Genomic DNA, 26051 nt, shown 5'->3' with positions numbered 1-26051 from the left:
GGCCTCGCTCATGAATAAGAGAGCTGTAAGACTCATCGAGAACGGTGCGATCGAATCCGCGATGCGAACGATCGAGACCGAGAGACGGGGCATGGAAGCGCTGGAACGCGCACTGACCAATGGTCTGGCCGAGCCCTTCAGCCGCGCTGTCGAGCTCATCGGCGATATCAGAGGTCGTGTTGTCATCACCGGTGTCGGCAAGAGCGGCCATATCGGCAACAAGCTGGCCGCAAGTCTGGCTTCCACGGGTACGCCGGCTTTCTTCGTTCATCCGGTCGAAGCCAATCACGGCGATCTCGGCATGATCACCCAGGATGATGTCATCATTGCCATCTCTTGGGGCGGCGAAAGCGCCGAACTTCGCGGCATCATCAGCTATTCCCGGCGCTTTTCGATCCCGATGATCGCGATCACCGCCGGTGAGACATCGACGCTCGCGCGCGAATCGGATGTGGTGTTGCTGCTGCCTAGGGAGCAGGAAGCTTGCCCGCACGGTCTGGCGCCGACGACATCGACGCTGCTGCAGCTTGCGATCGGCGATGCGCTGACCGTCGCTCTTCTGGAAGCGCGCGGCTTTACGGCCGAGGATTTCCGCACCTTCCATCCGGGTGGCAAACTCGGCGCCAGCCTCTCGCATGTGGCCGATATCATGCACAAGGGCGACCGTGTGCCGCTCGTCAAGCTCGGCACCGGCATGCCGGAGGCGGCGATGACGCTTTCGCAAATGCGCTTCGGCTGTGTCGGTGTGATCGATGACGACGGTTGCCTCTGTGGCATCGTCACCGATGGCGATATCGCCCGCAATCTCGGCACCAGCCTCGCCGAGATGCGCGTGGACGAGGTGATGACCCGCAATCCGAAGACGGTCAAGGAAACGACGCTGGCGACAAGCGCCATGGCCGTGCTCAATCGCCACAATATTTCGGCGCTGATCGTCGTAGACGATGCGCGCCGGCCGATCGGCGTCGTGCATTTCCACGATCTGCTGCGTATCGGCGTCGCCTGATCAGACCGGTTCGACGGTGAGGTCGCGGCCGTTGCTGGCGACCACTTTGACGCGGGTGCCGACCGGCAAGTCCGGTCCGTTGACCGTCCAATAAGTGTCATTGAGGCGAATGCGCCCGCGGCCTTCGGCTATCGGCTGGTCGAGCGTTGCCGTGCGCCCGACCAGACTGGCGCCGCGCTGGTTCAGGAACGGCTCGTCGGTCACCTGGTTGTTGTTATAGAGATAGCGGCGGCCGAGCAGGGTGACGATAACAGCCATGGCAGCGAAGACCAGCCCTTGAACCTGCCAGACCCAGAAGCTGTTTTCCCAAAACAGAAGCGACAAGGCGCCGACGATGATCGCGGCGAGCCCGATCCATACCAGGAAGAAGCCGGGCAAGACGAGTTCGGCGGCAAGCAGCGCCAGACCGGCGAGCCACCAGCTCCAGGGGCCGAGTTCGACGATGAGATTGTCGAACATCTCAGCTCTCCTTCGGTGGCAGCGGATTGATCGTTGGCGTTGTGCGGGCGGGGCTGGAACGCGGGCGGGCCGGCTGCGTCGCGCCGTTGCCGTCGCCATTGTCGCCGAAGACTTCGCGGGCGATGGCGCCGATACCGCCGAGCGAGCCGATGATGGAGCTCGCCTCCACCGGCATGAGGACGATCTTCGAATTGCTGGCGGAGCCGATCGCGGTCAGGGCTTCGGTGTATTTCTGGGCAACGAAGTAGTTGATCGCCTGCACGTTACCCTCGGCAATCGCTTCGGATACCACGCGGGTCGCCTTGGCTTCGGCCTCGGCCAGGCGCTCGCGCGCCTCGGCATTGCGGAAGGCGGCTTCGCGCTGACCCTCGGCTTGTAGGACCGCCGCCTGTTTGGCACCTTCGGCGCGCAGGATCTGGGCGTTGCGCAGGCCTTCCGCCTCCAGGACCTGGGCGCGCTTTTCGCGTTCGGCCTTCATCTGCCGACCCATGGCGTCGACGAGATCCTTTGGTGGTTGGATGTCCTTGATTTCGACGCGTGTCACCTTGATGCCCCAGGGCTCTACCGCCTCATCGACCACGCGCAGCAGTCGTTCGTTGATGGCATCGCGATTGGACAGAAGCTCGTCCAGATCCATGGAGCCCATGACGGAGCGGATATTGGTCTTGGTGAGGTTGAGGATCGCGGTTTCCAGATTGGTGATCTGATAGGCGGCCTGCGCCGCATTCAGTACCTGGAAGAAAGCGACTGCATCGGCGGAAACGCTCGCATTGTCCTTGGTGATGACCTCCTGGGTCGGCACGGCCAATACCTGCTCCATCACGTTCATCCGCACCCCGATTGTTTCGATGAAGGGCACGATCAGGTTGAGTCCCGGTTCCAGCGTCCGGATATAGCGGCCGAAGCGCTGAACTGTGTATCGATAGCCCTGAGGTACGGTCTTGATGCCCGCAAACAGCACCAGAATGACGAAGACCACCAAGGCAATCACAACGATGCTGAAACCACCCACTACCATCGAACTCCTCCATGGACGCGGCTGTCTGAGGAGGCTCGCGTCGCCTAAACCGCCACCGTTCGCCTCGCTATGCTCGGTCGAGCTCACGAGACGGCAGCTCAATCTTATGTGGTGGGTTAGCATGTTCTCAGCAAGTGAGGAATGGGGCTACAGCAGGCGTTTTGCTATGAGGCAGGTCAACCAATCACCGTCTGGGTCTTGCGCCCGCCGATTGATATTCATACTTTATATGGAGATTTCCGGCCTCGCTGCCAGGCAGCTTCCCGGGCCAAGCCTTAGCGCATTATCAGGGTGAAGCTATGAACTTAGATAGGACCTTGCGGTCGGTTGTGGCCGTGCACGCCTCAATTCCGGAAGATGCCTTCACGGCGGCAACGCTCGGCACCCGCAGAGAGGGCAGTGGCGTCGTCATTCGCGGAAACGGCCTGGTATTGACGATCGGTTATCTCATCACCGAAGCCGACGAGGTCTGGCTCACGACCAATAGCGGTCGCGTCGTGCCCGGTCATGCGCTTGCTTACGATCAGGAAACGGGTTTCGGCCTCGTGCAGGCGCTCGGACCTCTCGATGTGCCCGCCCTCGAATTCGGCGATACCGACAAGGCTGAGATCGGTGACGAAGTCGTCATCGCTGACGGGATCGGACAGTTTGTCGAGGCGAAGATCGTCGCAAAGCAGGAATTCGCCGGCTATTGGGAATATCTGCTTGACGAGGCAATCTTCACGGCACCCGCCCATCCATCCTGGGGAGGTGCGGCTCTTATCGACGAGGACGGCAAGCTTCTCGGCATCGGCTCGCTACACTTGCAGATGGCGACGGAGAAGGGCGACAGCGCCGATATCAACATGATCGTGCCGATCAACCTTTTGATGCCGATCCTGGACGATCTGATCAAGCGCGGTCGGGTCAACAAGCCGCCGCGGCCTTGGCTCGGTGCCTTCTCGGCCGAAAGCAATGGCGAAGTCGTCGTCATGAGCGTCACCGAGGGGGGGCCGGCCGCCAAGGCTGGCTTGCGTCGCGGCGATGTCATTTCCGAAATCCGGGACGGCGAAGTCGATGGGCTCGCCGATTTCTACCGCAAGATCTGGGAGAGCGGTCCGGCTGGTTCCGAGATCCCCATGCGTGTGTTGCGCGATGGCCGCGAGGCATGGCTGCGCGTCAAGTCCGCTGATCGCGGCAGCTTCCTCAAAAAGCCGCAGCTTCAGTAGGCGCGCGTCGCCGGGATCAATCCCGGCGCTCCGGTCAAACCCAGCCGAGCAACTCCCGCCGTACGACTTTTTCCAGCACGTTCATGCCGTCTTCGCTGTCGTTGAGACAGGGAATGTGAGTGAATTTTTCGCCGCCATTGTGGTGGAAGGATTCGGCCGCCTGCTCGGCGATCTCTTCCAGCGTCTCCAGGCAGTCGGAGACGAAGCCGGGATTGAGCACCGCGAGGCGCTTGGTGCCGTTCCTGGCAAGCTCTTCCACCGTCTTGTCCGTATAGGGTTGTAGCCATTCCTCCGGGCCGAAGCGGGACTGGAATGTAACCATGAACTGATCTTCGGATAGGCCAAGCTTCTCGCGCAGCAACCGGCCGGTCTTCTGACAGAAACAGTAATAGGGGTCGCCGAGTTTGAAGTAGGACATGGGGATGCCGTGGAAGGAGGCGATGATCTTTTCCGGCTGCCAGTCCAGCGTCGAGAGGTGCCGGGTCACGGAATTGGCGAGCGCCTCTATATAGGCCTCGTCGTCGTGATATTGCGGGACGGTGCGGATGGCCGGCTGCCAGCGCATCTTCTGTAGTTTCTCGAAGGCCTTGTCGTTGACCGTCGCCGTCGTTGCCGCCGCATATTGCGGATAGAGCGGAAAGAGCACGATGCGCTCGCAGCCATCGTCCTTTAGCGCCTGGATGCGATCGGCGATCGAGGGCTGACCGTAACGCATGGCCCAGTCGACCTTGACGTTGGGCAGGTCGCGCAGCCGCTCGGCCATCAGGTCGGACTGGTTGCGCGTATAGGTGCGCAGATAGCTCTCGTTCTTATCCTTGTTCCAGATCGTCTCATAGGCCTTGCCGACCTTTTGCGGTCGGGTATTGAGGACGATGCCAAACAGGATCGGGTACCATTTCCAGCGCGACCACTCGATGACCCGGCGGTCTGTCAGGAATTCACGGAGGTAGCGGCGCATCGAGGAGTAATCGGTGCCGTCAGGCGTTCCCAAATTGATGAGCAGAACGCCGACCTTGCCGTATTTCACGCTGGGATGACCGGGCGAAAGCGTGGTCAGGTCTGCTGTCATCGATTGAATTCCTCTCAAAATACGAAGCACTTCACATAAGAACAAAAGCCGGTCCGGGAAAGCCCGGACCGGCTGGAGCAAGCGAGATAAATCGTCTTACTTGGCCGGAATCTTCAACTTTTCGCCAACCGTCAGATGATGTGGCTTGATATTGCGATTGGCGGCAACGAGTTTGTGCCATTGTTTGGCATTGCCGTAATAAGTCTTGGCAAGATCCCAGAGCGTGTCGCCGGCAACGACAATGTGGGTTGCCGGCGTCTTTGGCGGCTCGTTGACCTTGGCCTCCGGCGTCGCTGTTGCCGGAGCTGTGGTTGCAGGTGCAGCCGGAGTTTCCGCTGCTGGAGCTGATGTGACGGGCGTCGAGGCTGCCGGATCCGATTTTGCCGGGGCGGACGGCGCAGCCGCCGGATTCGCCGGCATGGTGGTGTTTGGCGTTGTCACCGTGGGAGGCGAGGAGGCCGGAGGCGTCGTCGTGGACGACGCGCCACCGCTATCGCCAGCGGCCGCTGCCGGCTTCTGCTCCGGCGCTGTCTGCGTGGTATCGGCGGGCTTTGCGGGTTCCGGCTGCGCAGCCGGCGCTGCCGCGGCTATCTGGGTTATGCGGCCGTCCGTGTAGGGCTTGTACGGATTGTGTGCGCCAAGATAATCGGCGACCACCGATTCCAGATTGGGGCCGAAATCGTAGGCGTTCTTGCCGTCCTTTGCGAAGACGGCGTAGCCGTCGCCGCCGGCGCGCATGTAGTTGTTGCTGACGACGCCATAGGTCTTTTCGGGATCGATCGGCTTGAACTCGGTGCCTTCCTGCACGTCGACGGAGACAAGTCGGCTGCCCGGCGGCTTTGACTTGTCGAAGCTATATTTGAGGCCGGCGACCTGCGGGAAGCGGCCGGCGCCGTCATCGATCTGGCTGAGGCCGTTTTCGAGTGCCGCTTTCACGTCTGCTCCGGTCAGCTGGAAGGTTGCGACCGTGTTCTGGAAGGGCAGCACGGTCAGCACGTCGCCCATGCTGACATCGCCTGCGGCGATCGAGGCGCGCAGGCCGCCGCCGTTCTGGATGGCGATGGAAATGCCCTGCGTCTTGGTGCGGTCAAGCATCGCATCGGCGACAAGATTGCCCATTGAGCATTCCCGAACGCGGCAGACTTCTCGCGCGCCTTCGATCGGCCCTTGCGAATTGCCGATGACCTTCTTGCGCAGTTCCTCGATCGGCTTTGCCATCTCCTGCACGCGGGCGAGGATTGTCGGATCCGGCTTGATGGCGGAATCGAGCAGGATCGGATCGCCTTTGGCGTCCTTGACGGCGCCATTGTCATCGAAGGTGACGACGATGTCCCCGAGATATTTGCTGTAGGACGCGGCCTGAACGACGGGCACCTTATAGCCTGCCGGATTGTCGACCATGGTCGGATAGGGGCCGGCTGCCTTCGGATCGGTATTCGACAGGAGCGTATGCGAGTGGCCGCCGACAACGACGCTGACGCCGGCGATCTTGGCGATCTTCTCGACATCGCGGGGATAGCCGACATGGGTGAGCGCGATGATCTTGTTGACGCCCTGCGATTTCAGCGCGTCGACTTCGGCGCTGATTGCGGCGGCATCATCGGTGATCTTCACATGCGGGCCGGGGGAGGCGAGTTCAGGCGTTTCGGTGGTCACCGCACCGACGATGCCGATCTTCTGGCCGCCGATATCGAGCACGATCGACTTCTTGATGCGGTTGCCGAGCTTCGACTGGTCGTCGACCACCAGATTGGCTGTTACAACGGGGAACTGCGCCTTGTCGAGGAAGGCGGCCAACGGGCCTTCGCCATCGTCGAATTCGTGATTGCCGACCGTCATGGCGTCGATCTTCATGTCGTTGAGAAACTCGACTTCGGCCGCACCCTTGTAGGTGGTGTAGAACAGGGAGCCCTGGAAATTGTCGCCGGCGTCGAGGACGACTACGTTCTGGCCGGCAAGGGCGGCACGCCGCTGGTCGATGGCGGCTTTCAGCCGTGCCGCACCGCCGAAGCACTCGTTCTTGGCTTCCTCGGCTGCAGAGCAGGTGGCGTCGAATTTATTGATCGATTCGACGCGCGAATGGAAATCGTTGAAGTGCAGGATGTTGAGCTGATAGTCCGCGAAGGCGGCGCTGGTACTAAGCGCCAGCAGCGTGGCGGCCAAAAGACCCACTCCGAAGGGCTGCTTCATCTGTCTCTCCTGTTGGTCATTGCAATCCGGCCCGCCAATGCCCCAAGGCGGTCCCCCACGGCAATGTTTTCATCACGACGGAGCGAGTGCAAGCAAAAGCTGTTGGCGTTATTAGGATTTTTACAAAGCGGCGAAATGCGCTGCCGGATCAGGCGCATGCCTCGGCGGAGGCGGGTCCATAGGACTCCCGCAATGCCGCAGCGGCATTCCAGCCGATAGAGCAGAAGACGAGCACACAGCGGAGGGCGGTGACAAGATGAAGGCGTCGATTCCGCTTTCGGTAGAGCAGAATAGCGCTGGCGCGGAAAATGAGCAAAGCCGGTACGGCGAAAAGGAGGACGCTCGCGGGGCCATCGCAATCAAGGGCGTCGATGCCCTGGGTTTGATAGCTATTTGCGGGGAGGACCGCCGCCAGAATGGCGACGGATAATGCTGCGATCAGTAACAGATAGAGGATCGGCATTTCGCGCATGATGCCTTATCCGTCCATCAGGCCTTTATCAGCCCTGGCGATTGAGCGAGAAGTGTCCGCCGGTTTCGGAGGTGCAGTTGAGCTGGCTGGGATTGGCCAGGAAGCAATTGACCTTCGACGAGGTGCGCTTGATGTTCGAATAGAGGTTGATCTGGATCATGCCCGACGGATCGGTCGTATAGGTTCCGGAGGCCATCTGCTGGTTCGTGCCATCCGTGGTGTGCGTTTCGAATCGGCCGCCGGTAAATGTCGAGTTCAAACCGTTGGAATCGGCCCAGCTGCCTTCCACGGAATTCGTGCGCGGCTGGCCGCCGCCCGGATTCATCGTCATCGGCGGCGGTCTGGAGCCGCCAAAATCCACGCAGGCAGATAAAGCTGCCGCAGCAGCGAGGAGGGCAAGAACGGTTCTCATCTTCATAAATATCTCCCGCGAATAGAGGCGGTCTAAAGGCGTAGCGGTTGCAAGGAAGATGGCGCGGCCATCGAGCTAAAGCAAGCCTTCACAGGCGATCTGCTTGATTTATCTGGCTTGCGTAACAAAAATGCCCGCACGACCTGTGCGGGCATTCGCTCTTGCATCAAGCTGACACTATACCCTTAGCGGACCAGAATGTTCCGGAACTGCCAGGGATCCTTGGTGTCGATGTCTTCCGGGAAGAGGCCCGGGCGACCATCGAGCGGGGTCCAGTCGGTGTAGTGACCTTCGACCGGGCCGAGATAGGGCAACTGTACTTCGAGGCAGCGCTTGTAGTCGATTTCGTCGGCTTCGACGATGCCGGCTTTCGGATTCTCCAGCGCCCAGACCATGCCGGCGAGAACGGCCGATGTCACCTGCAGACCGGTAGCATTCTGGTATGGAGCGATGCGGCGCGTCTCTTCGAGAGACAGGCGCGAGCCGTACCAGTAGGCGTTCTTGGCATGGCCGTAGAGCAGCACGCCGAGTTCGTCGATGCCGTCTTCCAGCTCGTCCTCGTCGAGAACGTGATGAACCGGCTGCGGCGTGCCGCCGTTGCCGAACATTTCGTGCAGCGAAAGCACGGCGTCGTTGGCCGGATGATAGGCGTAGTGGCAGGTCGGGCGGAAGGTGACCTCGCCGTCCTTGTCGCGCACGGTGAAATAGTCGGCGATCGAGATCGACTCGTTATGGGTGACGAGGAAGCCGTATTGCGGGCCGGGCGTCGGGCACCAGGTGCGCACACGGGTGTTGGCGCCCGGCTGCTCCAGATAGATGGCGGCCTTGCAGCCCTTCTTGTGTTTCTTGGCGTTCTTCGGCATCCAGTTTTCGTGCGTGCCCCAGCCGAGTTCTGCCGGCTGCATGCCTTCGGAGATGAAGCCTTCGACCGACCAGGTGTTCCAGAAGACGTTGAGCGGCTTCGGATGCTTGGTGCGCTGCGTGTCGCGTTCGGCGATGTGAACGCCCTTGACACCGACCTTCTTCATCAGCTTGGCCCAGCCTTCGCGATCGTGCTGATCCGGCTCTTCGAATTTCAGGCCAATATCCTTGGCGAGGTTGACGAGCGCCTGCTTGACGAACCAGGAAACCATGCCCGGGTTTGCGCCGCAGGTGGAAACGGCCGTCGTGCCGCCCGGGTTCTTTTCCTTCTCCTTGCGCATGGTTTCGCGCAGGGCATAGTTGGTGCGGTCGGCGTTCTTCAGGCCCTTGTCGAAGTAGAAGCCGAGCCAGGGCTCGACGACGGTATCGATATAGAGCACGTCGAGCTTGCGGCACAGCTTGACCAGATCGAGCGAGCCGGTATCGACCGAGAGATTGACGCAGAAGCCCTGGCCGCCGCCTTCCGTCAGGAGCGGCTTCAGAAGATCCTTGTAATTGTCCTTGGTGACATATTCCTTGATATGACGGACGCCGTGCTTTGCCAGGATTTCCATATCTGCTGGCTCTTCACGCGGGTCGATGACGACCATCCGGCTCTTGTCGAATTTGAAATGGCGCTCGATCAGGGGCAGAGTGCCACGGCCAATGGAGCCAAAGCCGATCATTACGATCGGACCGGTAATTTCGGCATATACCGGATAGTTTTGTTTCGTCATTCTTTTCTCCTTCGAAAGGCAAGGGCGCCGTTCGGTTCACGAAATCTAGTTAGAGTTGGCGCGAAAGCGCTGGCAGAGTTTGCGCGAAAACGCGAGGTGAGCGGCTCTAATCATAATTTGATGTCACAATAAAGAGCTGTTGAGGGTTAGCCGGCCAAAGTCAAGTCGAGGCCAACATACACGCCATATGCGACGAGTTTGTTGCTCTCAGGGTTGGTTTTCGCTGACATAAACGGAATGGAGCGGAAGGCAAGCGCCTTCCGCCGCTTAGGCCTTCAGGCTTTCCAATCCGTCGGTAACCGTGGTCAGAGCGATTTCCTGGACTTCGTAAATGGCGACGCCGTGGATGGTAAAGGGGTCGGCAGCGACATAGGCCTCCAGTTCCGCTCGCTCGCCGCGGGCGAAGATGACGCCGCCTGTGCGCGGCACCTTGCGGCCGGAGGCGAGGAACCAGCCCCTGGCATAGCCTTCCTTTACCCAGGCCATATGCGACCCCATATGCTTATCGGCTTCGTCATTGCCCTTGAGGTAGGTAAGCGACAGAATGAACATTCAATCAATTCCATGGAGTTGCGCGCGGACCAGGCCGCGCAGTGAGTTTCCGACATAGAGGGGGCGATCTCTCAGGTCGTCGAGCCGGATGCGGCCGACACGGGCCTTGCGCTGGCAGATGAGTTCGGTGCGAAGGACACCGGCAAGCAGACCGGATGATATGGGGGGAGTGCGGAGAAGGTCCTCGCTATCCTCGAGGAAGACCGAGGTTATGGTCCCCTCGCAAACCTCATCCTTTTCATTGAGGAGCAGGACTTCGTCTGCCTCGTCTGGCCGATATTCCGCGCGCGCGGCTTCATAGATGCCTCGTCGCGTGGTTTTGAAACGCAGCAGCTTATCGGAGGAATCGAGCCGGGTCGCAGCGACGCGCAAGCGCCAGACGGTATCAGGCAAAAGCGGGACGAAGGGAGCGGTCGTCACCTCCGTTTTGCCTTCGCGGTCCAGTGTCAGCCGAACCCTCAAGGGCGCAGCGGTACCGGCAATCGCCTGTTCCAGTTTTCCGAGCACGTTCTTTGGAGCTGAAAAGCCGAGGCGGCGGGCGGAGCGCTGCAGACGGGCGAGATGCAGGCGCAGGCGAACGAAGCCGGTTTCCGGCTCGTAGCGCAGCGTCTCGATCAGGGAAAAGTCCTCTACCGGTCGATCCATCGGTCCCCCACGGCGAAGCGCGCCTTAAGGAGGCATTCTTCATATTCCGCTTCCGCCGTCGAATCGAAGACGATGCCTCCGCCGACATTGAACACCGCGCGACCGTCTTCGAAAAGCGTGATCGTGCGGATCGCCACGGAAAAACGCATGGCGCCGCCAGGCGAGATCATGCCGACCGCGCCGCAATAGGCGTCGCGCGGGCCGTCTTCCAATTCATGCAGGATTTCCATCGCCCGCATTTTCGGCGCACCGGTGATCGAGCCGCAGGGAAAGAGTGCTGCAAGGATATCGCGGATCGATATGCCCGGAAGCAGCTTCGCCTGCACATGGCTGACCATCTGGTGCAGGGTCGGGTAAGTCTCGATCTCGAAGAGTTTCGGCACATCCAGCGTGCCGACCTCAGTGATGCGGGAGATATCGTTGCGAAGCAAGTCGACGATCATGCGGTTTTCGGCCCGCGTCTTCTCGTCGGCGAGCATGGCGGTGATGATGCGCTCGTCCTCGGCAGCATTTGCGCCGCGCCTGGCCGTGCCCTTCATCGGATGCGTCTCGATCCAACCGTCCTCGTCCGTGCGGAAGAAAAGCTCCGGCGAACGAGAGAGGATGATCGGGCCGCCGAGATCGACGAGCGCGCCGTATTTCACCGGCTGCCGTTCGATCAGCGACCAGAAGGCGGCGCGGGGGTCGCCGTTCCAGCGAGCCTGGATCGGCATGGTCAGGTTTGCCTGATAGCAGTCACCCAAGCGCAGATGTTGGTGCAGCCTCTCGAAGCGCGCCTTATATGTATCGAAATTCCAGGCCGCTTTAGGCTCGGTCAAGAATTCCTGGTTTTCCACGCGCTGGGCCGGCTGGCAGAGCGGATGGTCGGCCGCAGCGGGACCGCCGAAAATGCCGAAGCAGAGCAGGGGCGTTTCCCTGTTCTCTTCGGCAAAAGAGGCGAGCTTTTCCTCGAAAAGATGCCCTGCCTCATAGGCCATGTAGCCGGCAAGCCATTGTCCCTGCCGCTTGGCCTCCTCCATCCGATCGAGAGCATCGAAAAATTGCGCGCGCGTATGGGCGACAATGATCTCGGCCGGTTCGGCGAAGATCATCATCTGTCCTGTGCTGTCGTCCCTGAAAAGGACGTAGGGTACGGCATCGGCCATGCGCGGATTTCGATCGGATCGTTGTGGTGTCACTTGTCAGGCACGTCCACCATTGCCGTGACTTCCGCGCCTGTCCTGCTTCTCTTCGGCTCAGTTCTTATCTAACGCTTCCAACTCGTCGATCAGCCCTTCGATCATCGACAGGCCCTTGCTCCAGAACGACGGATCGGTCGCGTCGAGGCCGAAAGGCTTCAAAAGTTCGGAATGGTGCTTGGTGCCGCCGGCCTTCAGCAGTTCGAAATATTTCTCCTGGAAGCCCTTTTCGGCGTTTTGATAGACGGCATAGAGCGAGTTCACCAGGCAATCGCCGAAGGCATAGGCATAGACGTAGAAGGGCGAGTGGATGAAGTGGGGGATATAGGCCCAGTAGGTCTCGTAGCCCTCGGAAATCTTGATCGCGGGACCTAGGCTCTCCTCCTGTACCGAGAGCCACAGCTCGCCGATATTGTCCGACGTCAGCTCGCCATTCTTGCGGGCGGTATGAACCTTGCGCTCGAATTCGTAGAAGGCGATCTGGCGCACGACCGTATTGATCATGTCCTCGACCTTCTGCGCGAGCATCGCCTTGCGTTCGCGCTTGTCGGTGGTCTTGTCGAGCAGTGCGCGGAAGGTCAGCATCTCGCCGAAAACGGAGGCGGTCTCAGCTAGAGTCAAAGGCGTCTGACACATCAGCGCGCCCTGGCCTCCGGCCAGCACCTGATGCACGCCATGGCCGAGCTCATGCGCCAGCGTCATGACATCGCGCGGCTTGCCCATATAGTTGACCAGTACGTAGGGATGAGCCGACGGCACGGTCGGATGAGCGAAGGCGCCCGGCGCCTTGCCGGGGCGCACCGGCGCATCGATCCATTCCTCGTCAAAGAAGCGCTTGGCGATATCGGCCATTTCGGGGGCGAAATTGCCATAGGCCGATAGAACCGTATCCTTCGCATCGGTCCAGGGGATCAGCGCGTTGGGCGTTTCCGGCAGCGGCGCATTGCGATCCCAGAAATTCATCTGGTCCATGCCGAGCCACTTGGCCTTCATCTTGTAATAGCGATGCGAAAGCCGCGGATAGGCTTCTCGCACTGCGGCGGCCAGCGCATCCACTACCTCGCGCTCGACGCGGTTGGCGAGATGCCTGCTGTCGGCAATATCCTCGAAGCCCCGCCAGCGATCGGAAATTTCCTTGTCCTTGGCGAGCGTATTGGTAATCAGCGTGAAGGTGCGCAGGTTCGCCTTGAAGGTTTCGGCAAGTGCCATGGCGGCCTTGCGGCGCACTTCCGGGTCCTGCTCCTGCAGCATGTTCAAGGCGACTTCCAGCGGCTGCTTCTCGCCGTCGATCTCGAAGCGCAGCTCAGCCATCGTTTCGTCGAACAACCGGTTGAATGCGGCGGCGCTCGTCATGGATTTTTCCAGGAACAGCTGCTCCAGCCTGTCGTCGAGCTGATGCGGCTTGTCTTTGCGCAGGTCGACGATCCAGGGACGATAATGGCCGGCGGCGGGGTCGTTCGCCATGCAGGCGTCCATCACCGTATCGTCGATGCGGTTCAGCTCCAGCGGGAAGAATAAAAGGTGAGAGGAATAGTCCGTGAGCTTTGCCTGGACGTCACCATACAGCTTGCCGTTGTTCGGATCGATGGTATTGGAGAAGTAGGTAAGCCCGGCGAACGAGCCGAGACGGCCCATGATATCGTCAAGCGCTTCATACTCCTTGATGGCCGCGCCGATACCGGCGTCGCCTGTCTTGGCGGCGGCATCGGTAAGCCTCCCCTTCCATTTTTCCTCGAAGGCAATGGCCATCCTGCCGGCCTTTTCCAGATCTCCGACGAACTCGGGGGACGTGGAGGAAGGATAGAGATCGCTTAGCTTCCAGGCCGGCAGGTCTCCAAGCGCCTGGCCGGCTGCCGGGGTTGCCGAGAATTTAATGGCCGAGAAATTAATGAGGGGGTGGAGCGAGGTCGAGCTCATGGGCGAAATTTCCTCTGCTTTATTGTTCGGATCGTCCGATCCATTCGTGTCTAGTCGGCTGGAAAGACCACCGCAAGGCCTGATTTTCCCGCGCCGACCGTTGATTCATAAGCGATTTTATATTCGTCATAATGATTAAAATGCGATGGTTTGGCAAAACTTCATGTTCAAGCCTTTCTGCGAATCTCCGCGTCAGGTTTCGCATGAAGTGAGGCACCAATGACCGTTTACAATAGCGCCAAGGGAGGCGCGCAGATTCTCGTTGTTGAGGATGATCCGATTCAACGCCGTCTGCTGAAAAATGCCATCGAGCGGCACGGACACGTAGCCCATCTGGCAGAAAATGGCCGTCTCGGCCTGGAGTTCCTGAAGCGTGGCAATGATCAGATCAATGTGATCGTGCTCGATCTCATGATGCCGGAAATGAACGGCATCGAGTTCCTGGGCGCGCTGAACGATATGGGCATCGACTTGCCCGTCATCGTGCAGACCGGGCAGGGCGGCATCGATACCGTGGTGCAGGCCATGCGCGCCGGCGCCTTCGATTTCGTCGTCAAGCCGGTATCGCCAGAGCGTATCGCGGCATCCATCGCCAATGCTTTGAAGCTCGACCAGCGCGAGGCGAAGGCCCGCGCCGGGCGCAAGTCGCGCTCGAGCAGCATCACCTTCGACGACATCGTCTCGGCAAGCCCGGCAATGATGCGGGTGATCGATCTCGCCCATCGCGCGGCGCAATCGAACATTCCGGTGGTGCTGGAAGGTGAATCGGGCGTCGGCAAGGAACTGGTGGCCCGTGCCATTCAGGCCGCCAGCGATCGCGCCGGCAAGCCGTTCGTAACCGTCAATTGCGGCGCGATCCCGCACAATCTCGTCGAAAGCATCCTTTTTGGACACGAGAAGGGCGCGTTCACCGGTGCGACCGAACGCCATGTCGGCAAGTTCATGGAAGCCGATGGCGGCACGCTGTTCCTCGACGAGATCGGCGATCTGCCGCTGGAAGTCCAGGTCAAGCTGTTACGCGCCGTACAGCAGGGCGAAATCGAGACCGTGGGCGCGCGTGTCGCGCAGAAGGTCAATGTCCGGCTGATTTCGGCGACCAACAAGGATCTGATCGAAGAGGTCAAGGCCGGGCGCTTCCGTGAGGATCTCTATTATCGCTTGAACGTCTTTCCGATCACCATGCCGGCACTGCGTCGCCGCAAGGAGGACATCCCGCATCTCGCACGCGCTTTTGCCGATCGCTTTGCACTGGAGCAGAAGCTCGATCATTCGCTCGGGATCAGCAATGACGCGCTTGCACTGCTGACCGCCTATGATTGGCCGGGCAATATCCGCCAGCTCGAAAACGCTGTTTTCCGCGCGGTCGTCCTGTCCGAGGGACCAGAACTGCTCGACACGGATTTCCCGCAGATCGCCGCACAGTTGCCCGGCTATTTTGCCGCCGAGCATCCAACCTTGGTTGTGGATAATTCGCATGCCTCTTCGGCCGAGCTTCTGGCGGCTGAACGAAGCGAACGAGTCCCCTACGGGGTTTCGCACGGGTCGGCTGCAACCACTCCGCTTGCCTCAGCCGATGCGTCGGCTGGTGCTTCCGACAATGTCATCGTCAGCACGAATACCTCGGGGGATGTCAGGAAACTGGCGGATGTCGAGGAGGAATTGATCCGATTTGCCCTCAAATTCTATCGTGGGCAGATGAGTCAAGTCGCGAGAAAGCTCGGCATCGGCCGCTCAACTCTCTACCGGAAGTTGAAGGATTATGGCATAGACCCGGATGACCCGCAAAAAAACGCGGCATGAAGGAAAGCTTAACGTTTAGGCAAGCATATTTTGTTACCCGTCGTAAAGCACTTGTTAGTGCATCGTTCACCATGTATGAAGGGGGCGACCATGTGTGGCATTTTTGCCATCGTGTCACCGCAATTGACAGCCATTTGGAACACGATGCGACATTGTCTGTCGGACGGGGATCGAATTGCCGAATTTGAGTGCAAATACCAAGCCTAATAGCTTGAGCTGGCATTCTGCGTGCTCTAACCTATTTAGCAAGGTGGCCAAGGTTGTAGCCGTTGGCCTCCTTGCTTTGTCCGTTTCTACCCCTGTTTTCGTCGGCACTCCCTCTCAGGCAGGCGGTGAAACCCGCAGCCTCAAGATCTACTACGTCCATACCGGCGAGAAGGCCGTCATCACCTACAAGCGCAACGGCAAGTTCGATCCGGACGGCCTGGAGAAGCTGAATCGCATCCTGCGCGACTGGCGCAAGAATCAGCCGACCAAGATGAACCCGCGCCTGTTCGATCTGATCTGGGAAGTCTACCGCGAAAGCGGTTCGCATGAATTCATCTATGTGATCTGCGGTTTCCGTTCGCCCGGCACCAACGAGATGCTGCGCACGCGCTCCGCCCATACCGGCGTCGCCAAGAAGAGCCAGCACATGCTCGGCAACGCGATGGATTTCTATCTTCCGGACGTCAAGCTTTCCAAGCTGCGCGAAATCGGCATGAAGCTGCAGGTGGGCGGCGTCGGCTACTATCCGACCTCGGGCTCGCCTTTCGTGCATATGGATGTCGGTGGCGTGCGCGCATGGCCGCGCATGGATCGCCAGGATCTCGTCCGCCTCTTCCCGGATGGCAAAACGATGCATATTCCGGCGGACGGCCGGCCGTTGCCGGGCTACCAGCAGGCAGTCGCCGATTACAAGCGCCGCATGTCGTCCGACGATATCCAGATCGCCAGCTCCTCTTCGCCGCGTCGCGGCTTCTTTGCCCGCCTGTTCGGTGGTGGCGGTGCGGATGAGGAAGAGGATAATGCAGATAGCGGAACGACGGCGGCACCGGTGGCTGTCGCCTCAGCTGCCCGGAAGGGCCAGCCGGCTCCGGCTGCCAGTGATGATGGTGACGAGGCCGCCGCTCCGGCTCCGGCCCAGGTTCAAGTTGCCAGCGTAAACGCGCCCGTTCCGCAGGTTCGCCCGGCATTTGGCAATCAGCCTGCCGGCAGCGATGTGGCTTCCGCTCTCGTCTCACCGTCGCGTAACGCGGCTCAGGATGCGCTTGCCGCCGCCATGCCGGATACGGGCGACCAGCCGCAATATGCCGACCTTCGCTCCTATCATGTGCCCGTGCCGTCCCTGCTTGACCGTCGTTCACCCGGGGATGCCGAAGTGGCATCGGCCGAGGCTGACATGAAAGGCCAGCTGGCTGCCGTTCCGGTGCCGGCGCAGCGTCCGGAATTGGCCGAAAGCCTGCTGGCATCAGCCGATGCCGATCAGGAGGCCGCCGACGACCAGGCTGACGCAAGTGCACTTTCGCCTTCGGTCATTGCAGCTCTCGAGCAAAGCCGTCCTGATCGATCGGATGCCAACAATGCGGTTGCGGTGATGCAGCCGTCGAACAACGTCGCGTCCAAGGATCAACTGGCGCCCGCAGGCAACGGCATGGCTGCCGGTAACAATGCGGCGCAGGCAATTGCCGCCGTCCTGCCGCAACAGAGACCGGCACAGCAAATGCCGATGCAGGTGGCCGCGCTTGCACCGGTCCGCAACGAGGTGAAGGCCAGCAGCCGTCGCTTCAACGACGGGTTCGAGCCGACTACGCCGCAGGAACGTCCGATTGCGGCCGGTATCGCGACCAAGGGCGGCCGGCCGAACAAGCAGGACGCCGTGGTGGCCGATTCGGGCCGCGCAACGGTGACGACCGCGCCGACGCTGACGGAGAAGATGATCTCGCAATGGGCGATCGCGAAGGCCCGGGTCGAGATCGTGAACCGCCCGGTCAAGGCGCCGCGCTTCGTGAGCCCGACGCTCCGTGCCCAGCCGACTGCCGTTTACACGGATGGTTTCAAGGTACAGACGGCTTCGATCGATCCCGAACGCTTCAGCGGAAGTGCAGTGAATTTCCTTCAGGTGAAGAAGTTCAATTCGGTCGAATAGGCCGCATCCACTTCAGCGTGATTTCAAGGAGCCCGTTTGGGCTCCTTTCTGATTCGACAGGATGCTATTTCGGCAGGATGCTATCCGTTTGCGATCGCGATCGGGTTTGCGTGGCCCGCGGGCGGCATGCAAAACTGAGCTGAGGCCCGGTTTTCAGGCACTGCTGTTGCTTGTAGGTGACATTGCGACGGCTTTCAGGTTCGTGTCAGGATTTATGCATCCTCCCCCGATCCGGTATTCAGTTTGGCTTCATTTGGCTCCGTTAGGTCGGCGATTTCAGACCTGATGGATATTCATATTTGACCCGCAAGACGGCAATCATCATTGGCAATGGCAAGCTGCGGCGTGACCTCTCCGAGGTCGTGGACAATGCAGAATTTGCGATGCGTTTCAACGAGCCGAAGGCTTCGATCGGCATGAGCGGTTCACGCACCGATATTCTGATGCTTGCAGCTTCCAGCAAGCCGATGCAGCGCCGATTGACGGATCCGGCCTTTCTGACCAGTCCGACTTTCATCGCCGCCAAAGAGGTCGTGCTGGCCTATCATCCCGATATCATCCGCAAATATCACCCTAAGCCCAATCTTCTTTCGCGCCTTAAAGGCAGGAAGAGCGATTGGACGATGCGGACGATCGAATTGGTCGGTGCTGCCGGCAAGGAAATCCGCATCATGCCGCCGCAGTTTTACATCGAGGGCTGCGAGGAACTCGGTGTGAGCCAATGCCGGATGCATCAGCTCTTTCCGAGCACCGGCTTCTTCGGCATCCGATATGTGCTGTCACGATTGCCTGCAGACGAGTGGGAGGTGAAGCTGTGCGGTTTCAGTTGGGAAGGGTGGAAACGCCATGCCTGGCTGGATGAACGCCGCTGGGTTGAAGACAAGATGGCGAGCGGTCGCATCAGCATGCTCGTCTAGCTTCCTTCAGTCTTCAGTTGTTCAGATCCGTTGAAAACAACCATTTTCAGTTTCGGCTCAGGTTTGCCTAAGCTCGCTTTCATTCAGGGTTGCTAGAGCCTCGCGAAATATGACCTCGAGGTATTCATTCATGCAAGCCCACGAATTCAACCCGTCTTCGGCGATGCCGCTCGAAAGATCTCATACGGGATTCGAGTTCGCTCCTGCATCCAGTTCGGTCGGTGCTGTTCTGGACACGCCCGGCCAACCCGTCATTCGTGGCTTCATCATCCATCTGGATCGCGCCCGTGACCGCATGCCACAGGTCGAAAGGCTTGCTGCAAAGCTTCCGGTGCAAAGCGAGATCATCGAGGCAGTCGATGGCCGCACTCTGAGCGCCGTCGAGATCGACAGTTTCTATCGTCCGCGGTTGCAGAAGCCATATTATCCGTTTGCCATGAGCGCGGGCGAAATCGCCTGCTTTCTGTCGCATCGCAAGGCTTGGGCTGCCATTGTCGAGCAGAATATCGATGCTGGTCTTGTCTTTGAGGACGATGTCGAGATCGACGACGCGTTCCACGCAGCCTTTGCTGCTGCCAAGGCCTGCCTGAAGCCAGGTTCTTTCATTCGCTTCCCGTTTCGCATGGGCAAGGAGCATGGCAGATCTGTTCTTTCCCAAGGGGAGACCGATGTCATTCAACCGAAGAGGATAGGTCTCGGCATGGTGGCCCAGCTCGTCAGCCGAGACGCGGCCATCCGCCTGCTGGAGGCGACCTCCGTCTTCGACCGGCCCGTCGATACCACCGTGCAGATGAGCTGGTTTACGCGCGTATCGCCGCTCTCGGTCCTGCCTGGCGGCGTGCGTGAAATTTCCCCTCAGCTCGGCGGCAGTACGATCAAGAGTCGCAAGACATTGGCGGAGCGGCTCTCAAGAGAGGTGTTGCGGCCGCTCTATCGCGCCAAGATCGCGCTTCGCTCGCGCCGCATCATCTGAGACGCTCCATCGTGGCTGTTCCAATCCTCGCATATCATCAGATTGCGGTGCCGCCGTCGCGCAAGGCGCCGTTCAGAAGCATGGTCGTCCATCCCGAAGCCTTCCGCCGGCAGATGGAATGGCTGAAAAAGCTTGGAATTCAGGGTGTGTCGCTGCGTGAAGCAATGCCTTACATCCGGGGCGAGAAGGCCGGCAAAGTTGCCGCCATCACCTTCGATGACAGTTATGCCAATGTCCATGAGAACGCCTTGCCCGTGCTGCAGGAGTTTGGCTTCACCGCCACGAATTTCGTCGTGGCGAACCAGATCGGCGGCAGCAATGTCTGGGATGCCCCCCTTGGCGTCGCGCAGGCGTCTTGCATGTCGGTCGAGCAGCTGAAGCATTGGCACAGCCTCGGGCATGAGGTGGGATCGCATACGCTCGATCACGTTCGCCTGCCGCAATTGCCGATGGAAGAGGCGCGCCGTCAGATCACGCATTCGCGCGAGCTGCTCGAGGATTTGCTTGACGAAGGCGTTTCGTCCTTCTGCTTTCCGTATGGCGACGAGACGCCGCTCGATCGCGTGCTTGCCTATGAAGCCGGTTACAGCGCCGCCACGACAACACGCCGGGGTCGGGCGCGGCCGGGCGACGATCCGTTCGGCCTGCCGCGCGCGACCATCCGGCGCAACGACAGCTGGCTGCATTTCGTCAAGAAGTGCGTCGTCGGATAGCCGGCCCTGTAACCAGGATGCTGCCGTAAAGCTGTAGCTGCCTTTGGTCCTGTGGCGTCTGTGGAAGGGTCTGCCATTTGATGGTGTATTTGCCGGGTGCGAGCTTATCGCTGACGGGCACCGCCAGCGTTTTTCCGCTATCGGTCGGTTTGGCTGCGGCTACAGCTACAGCTACAGCTACAGCTATGGCTGCTTTTTCGGCGCGGAATCGGCAATCGGCTGACCATTGCCGTCGTTGAGTGTGACAGCTCCGCCGACATGGTGCTGTGCTGTCGCGGCCGGCGGCATGAGGCTCCAGGTGAAATAGGCGATCAGACCGCAGACGCCGAGCAGGAGGACGGTGAGGATCACAGGTATGGACCACTCCTTCGTGAACATCGGTGTTTCCGGATGCGACTTGAAAGAGGTGCGACGTGTGGTTGCCGTCTTATTGAGCTGCGTTGGCACGAGCGCCTCCATTACTACGCGTCCCGGTCGAGAGTGTTGTTGCGAAGGTTCGTTTCCGCACGATCTTCCTCATTATCTACCTGGATGAAGCACGTACGACATTCGTCATTTCGGCTCAATGCGGCAATTTGGTATGCCCATCATTGTGACCGTTTACAGGCCGCGCTGAGGTCGGCTACAGATGAGTGACAGGGCTCGTGCCGGGGGATTGGCGAGCCTGATATCACTAAGTCGCGGGGCCGGATTATTCTCCAGCGCTTGCGCGAAAAGGAATTGGAATGCCCATCGAATCCTGGAGAGGCGACGAGGTCGATGTTGCTGTGATCGGCGCCGGCGCAGCCGGTGTAGCTGCAGCCCGGCAACTGCAATTGCTTCGGCCGGATCTCTCGATCCTCCTGCTCGAGGCTTCCGATCGCGTCGGCGGCCGCGCCCGCTCGATCCACCCATTCGGCACCGATGCCGCCGCGCTCGATCTCGGCTGCGGCTGGCTGCATGGCGCGCGCACCAACGCCTGGACTGATATTGCCGAAGAGGTGGGTTTGACCGTCGATCGCACGCCTGCGCCCTGGAGCGACGGCGGCCATCGGTTGGAACAGAACGATCCCGATGCGAAGGCTGCGGCTGCCGCCGTCAACGCCTTCTTCGAGCGGGTCTATGAGTATGAGGGAGATGCAGATGCCGATCTCTCGGCCATGTTGTCGCCTGATGATCCGTGGAATGAAAGGATTTACGCCGTCGGCGCCTTCATGACCGGGGGAGAGCTCGACAAGTCCTCGGTGATCGATCTTGGCCGTTACGATCCCGGCCCTGGTCCTGACTGGCGCGTGCGGCAGGGCTACGGCACTTTGGTTGCGACCTACGGCTTGCCGGTGCCGACCGTTCTCGGCGCCGCGGTCAGCCGCATCGACCATAGCGGCGCCGGCCGTGTCGTGCTTTCGACCGGCAAGGGCGAGCTGCGGGCGAGGGCCGTCGTCGTCACGGTTTCCACCAATATGCTTGCGGCTGGACGTATCGCCTTCTGGCCGCCTCTCCCGGAGAAGATCGAAGCGGCGTCGCGCCTGCCGCTCGGTCTGGCAAACAAGCTTTTTCTCCGTACCGCCGAACCTGAAATGTTCCCGGAGGATGTGCATGCGATGGGATCGCAGCATAGCCGCCGAACGGGAGCGTATCAGCTGAAGCCATTTGGTGCTTCGGTTATCGAGGCCTATTTCGCCGCCGACCTTGCGCTCGATCTCGAAAGGCATGGCATCGATGCGATGTTTGATTTTTCGGTGGAACAGCTGAAGCGCGTCTTCGGCGCCGACGTCGGCAAGACGCTGTCGCCGCTGGCTGCGTCAGCCTGGGCGGGAGAGCCCTTCTTTGGCGGCTCCTATTCCTATGCGACACCCGGTGCGTCCAACCTGCGCAGCGTCCTCGCCGCTCCCCATGACGGGCGTTTATTCTTCGCCGGGGAAGCCTGTTCGAAGACGCGTTATTCTACCGCGCACGGTGCCTATGAAACCGGCGTCGTCGCCGCCGAAGCCATGGCGAAAACGCTCTGATGGAAGCCCGATGAGACGGAGACCCAGCTTGCGAGCGAGAAATAGCGATTCGCCTCATAATTTTATGCAAATCGCTCTTAAACTTGCGTGAGAACAGGCGTAAACGCAATCAAATACCACCCGATTTGATTTACACCATCCTTCGGGAGATGGGCGGCGAAAGCCGCGGCAAAAGAAGCATTGGAGGAGCCATGAGCACCGGCGAAACATTAACCTTCGACATCCAGAAAAACCCTAATCCCGCGACAGCGAGCGAGCGGGAAGCGCTGCTGCAGAACCCGGGCTTCGGTCGCATCTTCACCGACCACATGGCGACGATCCGCTATTCGCAGGATCGCGGCTGGCACAGCGCCAAGATCGAGCCGCGCAAGGCGCTTGCTCTCGATCCGGCAACCGTAGTGCTTCATTATGCCCAGGAAATCTTCGAAGGCATGAAGGCTTATCATCTGCCGGACGGCGGCGCGGCCCTTTTCCGCCCGAGCGCCAATGCGCGCCGTTTCCAGAATTCGGCGGAGCGGCTGGCGATGCCGCGCTTGCCGGAAGAGCTCTTCGTCCAGTCCGTCCGTGAACTGGTCAAGATCGATCGCGAATGGATTCCGACCGCCGAAGGGGCGTCGCTCTATCTCCGCCCGTTCCTGATCGGCACGGAAGTCGCTCTCGGCACAAAGCCATCGGCGGAATACATCTACTGCGTCATTGCTTCCCCGGTCGCTTCCTTTTTCAAGGGCGGCGGGTCGGCCGTCACGCTCTGGGTCTCCGAGAATTTCACCCGCGCGGCTCCAGGCGGCACCGGGGCTGCCAAGTGTGGCGGCAATTATGCCGCAAGCCTCTCAGCACTTGCCGAAGGCCAGCGTGAAGGCTGCGATCAGGTCGTATTCCTCGATGCCGTCGAGAAGCGTTGGATCGAGGAGCTTGGCGGCATGAACGTCTTCTTCGTCTTCGACGACGGATCGCTGCAGACGCCGCCGCTCACCGGCACGATCCTGCCGGGTATCACTCGCGATTCGCTGATCAAGCTCGGGCGCGACATGGGCCTGACCGTGCGCGAGGAACCCTATTCGATCGAGCAGTGGCAGGCGGATGCCGAGAGCGGGCGCCTGCGCGAATCCTTCGCCTGCGGCACGGCGGCTGTCGTGACACCGATCGGCAAGGTGAAGGGCCGCCAGCACACATTCACCATCGGCGATGGCAATGCCGGCGCTACGACGCAGCGCCTGAAGGCAGCGCTGACCGACATCCAGTTCGGCCGCGCGCCGGACAAGAACGAGTGGCTGGACCGCCTGTTCTAAGCGAACCGTGAACCCATACCCGGCGGGAAAGGGATATGAACTCTCCCGCCGGCTCTGACACAAGAAATCGCATAGTCACCCGAACCATCGGAGTTGTTGTGATGACCAGCGTCAGCGAACGTCCCGGCGGCGAGCCGGGCGCGGAGATTGGTTTTATCGGTCTTGGCGTCATGGGGCAGCCCATGGCCCTTAATCTCGCAAAGGCAGGCACCAGGCTTGTCGTGTGGAACCGCTCTGCGGCAGCGGCCGATCCGTTGCGGGAGGCGGGTGCTGTCGTTGCGGCGACTGTTGAAGAGGTTTTTGCGCGCACGCGCATCGTTATCCTGATGCTGGTCAACGAAACGGTGCTGGACGAGGTGTTGTGGCGGGGTACACCGGACTTCGCCAAGCTGGTGTGCGGACATATCGTCGTGTCGATGGGGTCCAATCCGCCCGGCTATTCGCGCGGGCTTGCCGCCGATATTCTTAGCGCCGGCGGGCGTTATGTCGAAGCCCCGGTTTCGGGGTCGAGGAAGCCTGCCGAGACGGCGCAACTCGTCGCGCTGCTCGGCGGCGATGCGGAGACGGTTGCCGAAGTGCGGCCGCTGCTTGCGCCGATGTGCCGCGAAACGATCCTGTGCGGCCCGGTCGGCAATGCGCTTCTGATGAAGCTGACCGTCAATCTCTATCTCTGCACGATGCTGGCGGGGCTTGCCGAAGCCGCACATTTTGCCGAGAGCAACGGGCTCGATCTTGAAACTTTTCAGGCGGCTATCAATTCCGGTCCCATGGCCAGCGATTTGACACGCGTGAAAATTCCGAAGCTTGTTGCGGGGGATTTTTCAGTGCAGGCGGCGACGGCCGATGCGTTCAACAGCACGAAACTGATCGCGGAAGCCGCGCGCGCCGCGAACATGGCATCGCCCGTCCTCGATCTCTGCCGCACTCTCTATGGTGAAAGCGTCGAACTCGGCAATGGCCGTCTCGACATGGTGTCGGTGATCAAAGCGATCGAGGCCCGCACCGAAGCGCTTGGTCGCTCCTAGCAACTCATCGCGCAGCCCCTATGTCGGGTTAAGATTTGGGCAGGTATTTCCGGAAGGACGGTCCTATGGACAGCAATCTTTTTCAACAGCTGGGCTTGAAGCATCCATTGATCGTCGCACCGATGGCCGGCGGTCCTTCGTCGGTAGAACTCGTGGCTGCGGCTTCCGCCGCCGGTGCCCTCGGCGCCATGGGTGGCGCCTATTTAAATGCCGCGACGATCGAAACCTTTGCAGCTCAGGTGCGCCAGCGAACCGACAAGCCGTTTTCGATCAATCTCTTCATTCCGCACTCAATCCCCGAGGTTGGCACCGATCGGCTTGAGCGCGCCGTGGCTGCGACCGCCGGATATCGCCAGGAGTTGGAACTGCCGTCGCCGCAGCTTTCTCCTCCCTACGAAGAGGATTTCGATGCGCAATTCGAAGCTGTCTTGCGCATCAAGCCGGCCTGTTTCAGCTTCGTCTTCGGCCTGTTGCCGGCCGACCATGTACGAGGGGCGAAAAAGGCTGGTATCCCGCTGATCGGCACGGCAACGACACTCGACGAGGCGAAGGCGCTGGAAGAGAGCGGGGTGGATGCGATCGTGCTGCAAGGCTTCGAAGCGGGCGGTCATCGCGGCATTTTCGATACGAGGGCAGCGGATCCGGAAATCGGCATGCGAGATCTCCTGGCGCAATGCGTTGGCACCATTCGCGTGCCGCTGATAGCAGCCGGCGGCATCATGACCCCGAGCGATATCCGGGCGGCGCTGCAGGCGGGTGCACAGGCCGTGCAGATGGGCACGGCTTTCCTTGCCTGCGCTGAAGCCGGGACATCGGCACCCTATCGTAAAAAGCTGCTCGAAACGCCGGAGCGAAAGACGCGGACGACACGCGCCTTTTCGGGCCGCTTTGCGCGCGGGATCGAGAACCGCTTCATGGAAGAAATGGATGGGAGGCCTGACGCCATTCTTCCCTTTCCGGCGCAGAACAAATTCACGCGGGACATGCGTGGTGCATCGACGGCAAAGGGATTGCCGGATTTCCTGTCTCTCTGGTCGGGAACCGGCAAGGGCGAGCTGTGGCAGGGGAGTACGGCTGAATTGATCCATCGCCTTTTCGCCGAATGACACTCAAAAAGAAAGGAGCCGGCAAGCCGGCTCCAGATCGTTCTGCGAGGCTCAGAAGCCTCGATTATTCCATGCCGAGTGCGGCCATGTAGGTCTGCAGGATGGATTCTTCTTCCAGGCGTTCGTTCGCGTCCTTCTTGCGGAGGCGGATGATGGTGCGGATCGCCTTGGTGTCGTAGCCGCGGCCTTTGGCTTCGCCCATGACATCCTTGATGTCGGACTGGATGGCGGCCTTTTCTTCTTCGAGGCGCTCGATGCGCTCGATGAATTGACGCAGTTCCGCCGCGGCCACGTTCTCGACGCTGTTCTCTTCCATGCAATTCTCCTAAAGGGTCTCAAAGGGGTCGCT

At 60.3% G+C, this 26051-nt stretch carries 24 protein-coding genes; 11 read left to right on the top strand and 13 right to left on the bottom strand.

Annotated features, from left to right (window positions below):
- Positions 1 to 10 precede the first annotated feature (10 nt).
- The gene (locus tag I8E17_RS13050) at positions 11 to 1006 is read left to right on the top strand and encodes a KpsF/GutQ family sugar-phosphate isomerase (protein ID WP_069613261.1); all 996 of its coding nucleotides are present in this window, start codon (positions 11 to 13) and stop codon (positions 1004 to 1006) included.
- On the opposite strand, the gene I8E17_RS13045 is transcribed toward I8E17_RS13050, so the two are convergent.
- Positions 1007 to 1465 (bottom strand): NfeD family protein, encoded by a 459-nt coding sequence (locus I8E17_RS13045; protein WP_069613260.1) that lies wholly within the window; start codon positions 1463 to 1465, stop codon positions 1007 to 1009.
- Between the two features lies 1 nt (position 1466).
- On the bottom strand, positions 1467 to 2483 hold the full coding sequence (locus I8E17_RS13040) for an SPFH domain-containing protein (RefSeq protein ID WP_069613259.1): 1017 nt from the start codon (positions 2481 to 2483) through the stop codon (positions 1467 to 1469).
- 299 nt (positions 2484 to 2782) lie between these two features.
- Here I8E17_RS13040 and I8E17_RS13035 point away from each other — a divergent pair, with 299 nt between their 5' ends.
- A complete protein-coding gene (locus I8E17_RS13035) occupies positions 2783 to 3691 on the top strand; it encodes a S1C family serine protease (RefSeq protein ID WP_069613258.1) in 909 nt (302 codons plus the stop codon).
- A 34-nt stretch (positions 3692 to 3725) separates the two neighbouring features.
- Here the strand turns inward: I8E17_RS13035 and hemH are convergent, their stop codons facing one another.
- From hemH to I8E17_RS12990, 9 genes are all read right to left on the bottom strand, one after another.
- Positions 3726 to 4760, bottom strand: a complete 1035-nt coding sequence (gene hemH / locus I8E17_RS13030; protein ID WP_069613257.1) for a ferrochelatase — start codon at positions 4758 to 4760, stop codon at positions 3726 to 3728.
- Between the two features lie 96 nt (positions 4761 to 4856).
- Entirely contained in the window at positions 4857 to 6950 is a 2094-nt protein-coding gene (locus I8E17_RS13025; protein ID WP_113367573.1) for a 5'-nucleotidase C-terminal domain-containing protein, read from the bottom strand.
- A 148-nt stretch (positions 6951 to 7098) separates the two neighbouring features.
- Positions 7099 to 7422 carry a hypothetical protein gene (locus tag I8E17_RS13020; RefSeq protein ID WP_069613255.1) on the bottom strand — a complete coding sequence of 108 codons (324 nt, stop codon included), beginning with the start codon at positions 7420 to 7422 and terminating at the stop codon, positions 7099 to 7101.
- 28 nt (positions 7423 to 7450) lie between these two features.
- Positions 7451 to 7840, bottom strand: a complete 390-nt coding sequence (locus I8E17_RS13015; protein WP_069613254.1) for a hypothetical protein — start codon at positions 7838 to 7840, stop codon at positions 7451 to 7453.
- A 179-nt stretch (positions 7841 to 8019) separates the two neighbouring features.
- Positions 8020 to 9471 (bottom strand): homospermidine synthase, encoded by a 1452-nt coding sequence (locus I8E17_RS13010; RefSeq protein WP_069613253.1) that lies wholly within the window; start codon positions 9469 to 9471, stop codon positions 8020 to 8022.
- A 267-nt stretch (positions 9472 to 9738) separates the two neighbouring features.
- Positions 9739 to 10023, bottom strand: a complete 285-nt coding sequence (locus I8E17_RS13005) for a YciI family protein (protein ID WP_069613252.1) — start codon at positions 10021 to 10023, stop codon at positions 9739 to 9741.
- Positions 10024 to 10668 (bottom strand): aminotransferase class IV family protein, encoded by a 645-nt coding sequence (locus I8E17_RS13000; protein WP_069613251.1) that lies wholly within the window; start codon positions 10666 to 10668, stop codon positions 10024 to 10026. It lies immediately after the preceding gene.
- Positions 10653 to 11813 carry an aminodeoxychorismate synthase component I gene (locus tag I8E17_RS12995; RefSeq protein WP_069613250.1) on the bottom strand — a complete coding sequence of 387 codons (1161 nt, stop codon included), beginning with the start codon at positions 11811 to 11813 and terminating at the stop codon, positions 10653 to 10655. Before I8E17_RS12995 ends, I8E17_RS13000 begins: the two co-directional genes overlap by 16 nt.
- 90 nt (positions 11814 to 11903) lie before the next feature.
- Positions 11904 to 13763 carry a M3 family oligoendopeptidase gene (locus tag I8E17_RS12990; protein WP_113367572.1) on the bottom strand — a complete coding sequence of 620 codons (1860 nt, stop codon included), beginning with the start codon at positions 13761 to 13763 and terminating at the stop codon, positions 11904 to 11906.
- Positions 13764 to 13982: 219 nt separating this feature from the next.
- Here I8E17_RS12990 and I8E17_RS12985 point away from each other — a divergent pair, with 219 nt between their 5' ends.
- The 5 genes from I8E17_RS12985 to I8E17_RS12965 all read left to right on the top strand — a co-directional run bounded on the left by I8E17_RS12985 (position 13983) and on the right by I8E17_RS12965 (position 20294).
- Entirely contained in the window at positions 13983 to 15563 is a 1581-nt protein-coding gene (locus tag I8E17_RS12985) for a sigma-54 dependent transcriptional regulator (RefSeq protein ID WP_069613248.1), read from the top strand.
- A 175-nt stretch (positions 15564 to 15738) separates the two neighbouring features.
- On the top strand, positions 15739 to 17691 hold the full coding sequence (locus I8E17_RS12980; RefSeq protein WP_069613247.1) for a DUF882 domain-containing protein: 1953 nt from the start codon (positions 15739 to 15741) through the stop codon (positions 17689 to 17691).
- A 299-nt stretch (positions 17692 to 17990) separates the two neighbouring features.
- The gene (locus I8E17_RS12975) at positions 17991 to 18608 is read left to right on the top strand and encodes a hypothetical protein (RefSeq protein ID WP_069613246.1); all 618 of its coding nucleotides are present in this window, start codon (positions 17991 to 17993) and stop codon (positions 18606 to 18608) included.
- A gap of 295 nt (positions 18609 to 18903) precedes the next feature.
- A complete protein-coding gene (locus I8E17_RS12970; RefSeq protein ID WP_229002116.1) occupies positions 18904 to 19581 on the top strand; it encodes a glycosyltransferase family 25 protein in 678 nt (225 codons plus the stop codon).
- An 11-nt stretch (positions 19582 to 19592) separates the two neighbouring features.
- Positions 19593 to 20294, top strand: a complete 702-nt coding sequence (locus I8E17_RS12965; RefSeq protein WP_069613244.1) for a polysaccharide deacetylase family protein — start codon at positions 19593 to 19595, stop codon at positions 20292 to 20294.
- 183 nt (positions 20295 to 20477) lie between these two features.
- On the opposite strand, the gene I8E17_RS12960 is transcribed toward I8E17_RS12965, so the two are convergent.
- Positions 20478 to 20741: a hypothetical protein gene (locus I8E17_RS12960; RefSeq protein WP_141720057.1), complete on the bottom strand. Its 264-nt coding sequence runs from the start codon at positions 20739 to 20741 to the stop codon at positions 20478 to 20480.
- Between the two features lie 278 nt (positions 20742 to 21019).
- On the opposite strand from I8E17_RS12960, the gene I8E17_RS12955 reads away from it, so the two are divergent.
- From I8E17_RS12955 to I8E17_RS12940, 4 genes are all read left to right on the top strand, one after another.
- Positions 21020 to 22282 (top strand): NAD(P)/FAD-dependent oxidoreductase, encoded by a 1263-nt coding sequence (locus I8E17_RS12955; protein ID WP_069613242.1) that lies wholly within the window; start codon positions 21020 to 21022, stop codon positions 22280 to 22282.
- Between the two features lie 191 nt (positions 22283 to 22473).
- Positions 22474 to 23571 (top strand): branched-chain amino acid aminotransferase, encoded by a 1098-nt coding sequence (locus I8E17_RS12950; RefSeq protein WP_069613330.1) that lies wholly within the window; start codon positions 22474 to 22476, stop codon positions 23569 to 23571.
- A 101-nt stretch (positions 23572 to 23672) separates the two neighbouring features.
- Positions 23673 to 24596, top strand: a complete 924-nt coding sequence (locus I8E17_RS12945; protein WP_069613241.1) for an NAD(P)-dependent oxidoreductase — start codon at positions 23673 to 23675, stop codon at positions 24594 to 24596.
- Between the two features lie 65 nt (positions 24597 to 24661).
- The gene (locus I8E17_RS12940) at positions 24662 to 25702 is read left to right on the top strand and encodes a nitronate monooxygenase (RefSeq protein ID WP_069613240.1); all 1041 of its coding nucleotides are present in this window, start codon (positions 24662 to 24664) and stop codon (positions 25700 to 25702) included.
- Between the two features lie 64 nt (positions 25703 to 25766).
- Here the strand turns inward: I8E17_RS12940 and I8E17_RS12935 are convergent, their stop codons facing one another.
- Positions 25767 to 26018 carry a DUF2312 domain-containing protein gene (locus I8E17_RS12935; protein WP_069613239.1) on the bottom strand — a complete coding sequence of 84 codons (252 nt, stop codon included), beginning with the start codon at positions 26016 to 26018 and terminating at the stop codon, positions 25767 to 25769.
- Positions 26019 to 26051 lie beyond the last annotated feature (33 nt).

This window comes from Rhizobium sp. AB2/73, from assembly GCF_020871915.1.
Taxonomy (GTDB): domain Bacteria; phylum Pseudomonadota; class Alphaproteobacteria; order Rhizobiales; family Rhizobiaceae; genus Rhizobium; species Rhizobium dioscoreae.
Note: the sequence above shows the minus strand (reverse complement) of the source record. Positions and strands in the feature narration are given on the sequence as shown.

What these genes read in the sequence shown, in the direction of transcription:
- I8E17_RS13050 (WP_069613261.1), top strand. Translation starts at nt 11, where the DNA reads ATGAATAAGAGAGCTGTAAGACTCATCGAGAACGGTGCGATCGAATCC.
- I8E17_RS13045 (WP_069613260.1), bottom strand. Translation starts at nt 1,465, where the DNA reads ATGTTCGACAATCTCATCGTCGAACTCGGCCCCTGGAGCTGGTGGCTC.
- I8E17_RS13040 (WP_069613259.1), bottom strand. Translation starts at nt 2,483, where the DNA reads ATGGTAGTGGGTGGTTTCAGCATCGTTGTGATTGCCTTGGTGGTCTTC.
- I8E17_RS13035 (WP_069613258.1), top strand. Translation starts at nt 2,783, where the DNA reads ATGAACTTAGATAGGACCTTGCGGTCGGTTGTGGCCGTGCACGCCTCA.
- hemH (WP_069613257.1), bottom strand. Translation starts at nt 4,760, where the DNA reads ATGACAGCAGACCTGACCACGCTTTCGCCCGGTCATCCCAGCGTGAAA.
- I8E17_RS13025 (WP_113367573.1), bottom strand. Translation starts at nt 6,950, where the DNA reads ATGAAGCAGCCCTTCGGAGTGGGTCTTTTGGCCGCCACGCTGCTGGCG.
- I8E17_RS13020 (WP_069613255.1), bottom strand. Translation starts at nt 7,422, where the DNA reads ATGCGCGAAATGCCGATCCTCTATCTGTTACTGATCGCAGCATTATCC.
- I8E17_RS13015 (WP_069613254.1), bottom strand. Translation starts at nt 7,840, where the DNA reads ATGAAGATGAGAACCGTTCTTGCCCTCCTCGCTGCTGCGGCAGCTTTA.
- I8E17_RS13010 (WP_069613253.1), bottom strand. Translation starts at nt 9,471, where the DNA reads ATGACGAAACAAAACTATCCGGTATATGCCGAAATTACCGGTCCGATC.
- I8E17_RS13005 (WP_069613252.1), bottom strand. Translation starts at nt 10,023, where the DNA reads ATGTTCATTCTGTCGCTTACCTACCTCAAGGGCAATGACGAAGCCGAT.
- I8E17_RS13000 (WP_069613251.1), bottom strand. Translation starts at nt 10,668, where the DNA reads ATGGATCGACCGGTAGAGGACTTTTCCCTGATCGAGACGCTGCGCTAC.
- I8E17_RS12995 (WP_069613250.1), bottom strand. Translation starts at nt 11,813, where the DNA reads ATGGCCGATGCCGTACCCTACGTCCTTTTCAGGGACGACAGCACAGGA.
- I8E17_RS12990 (WP_113367572.1), bottom strand. Translation starts at nt 13,763, where the DNA reads ATGAGCTCGACCTCGCTCCACCCCCTCATTAATTTCTCGGCCATTAAA.
- I8E17_RS12985 (WP_069613248.1), top strand. Translation starts at nt 13,983, where the DNA reads ATGACCGTTTACAATAGCGCCAAGGGAGGCGCGCAGATTCTCGTTGTT.
- I8E17_RS12970 (WP_229002116.1), top strand. Translation starts at nt 18,904, where the DNA reads ATGCCACAGGTCGAAAGGCTTGCTGCAAAGCTTCCGGTGCAAAGCGAG.
- I8E17_RS12955 (WP_069613242.1), top strand. Translation starts at nt 21,020, where the DNA reads ATGCCCATCGAATCCTGGAGAGGCGACGAGGTCGATGTTGCTGTGATC.
- I8E17_RS12950 (WP_069613330.1), top strand. Translation starts at nt 22,474, where the DNA reads ATGAGCACCGGCGAAACATTAACCTTCGACATCCAGAAAAACCCTAAT.
- I8E17_RS12945 (WP_069613241.1), top strand. Translation starts at nt 23,673, where the DNA reads ATGACCAGCGTCAGCGAACGTCCCGGCGGCGAGCCGGGCGCGGAGATT.
- I8E17_RS12940 (WP_069613240.1), top strand. Translation starts at nt 24,662, where the DNA reads ATGGACAGCAATCTTTTTCAACAGCTGGGCTTGAAGCATCCATTGATC.
- I8E17_RS12935 (WP_069613239.1), bottom strand. Translation starts at nt 26,018, where the DNA reads ATGGAAGAGAACAGCGTCGAGAACGTGGCCGCGGCGGAACTGCGTCAA.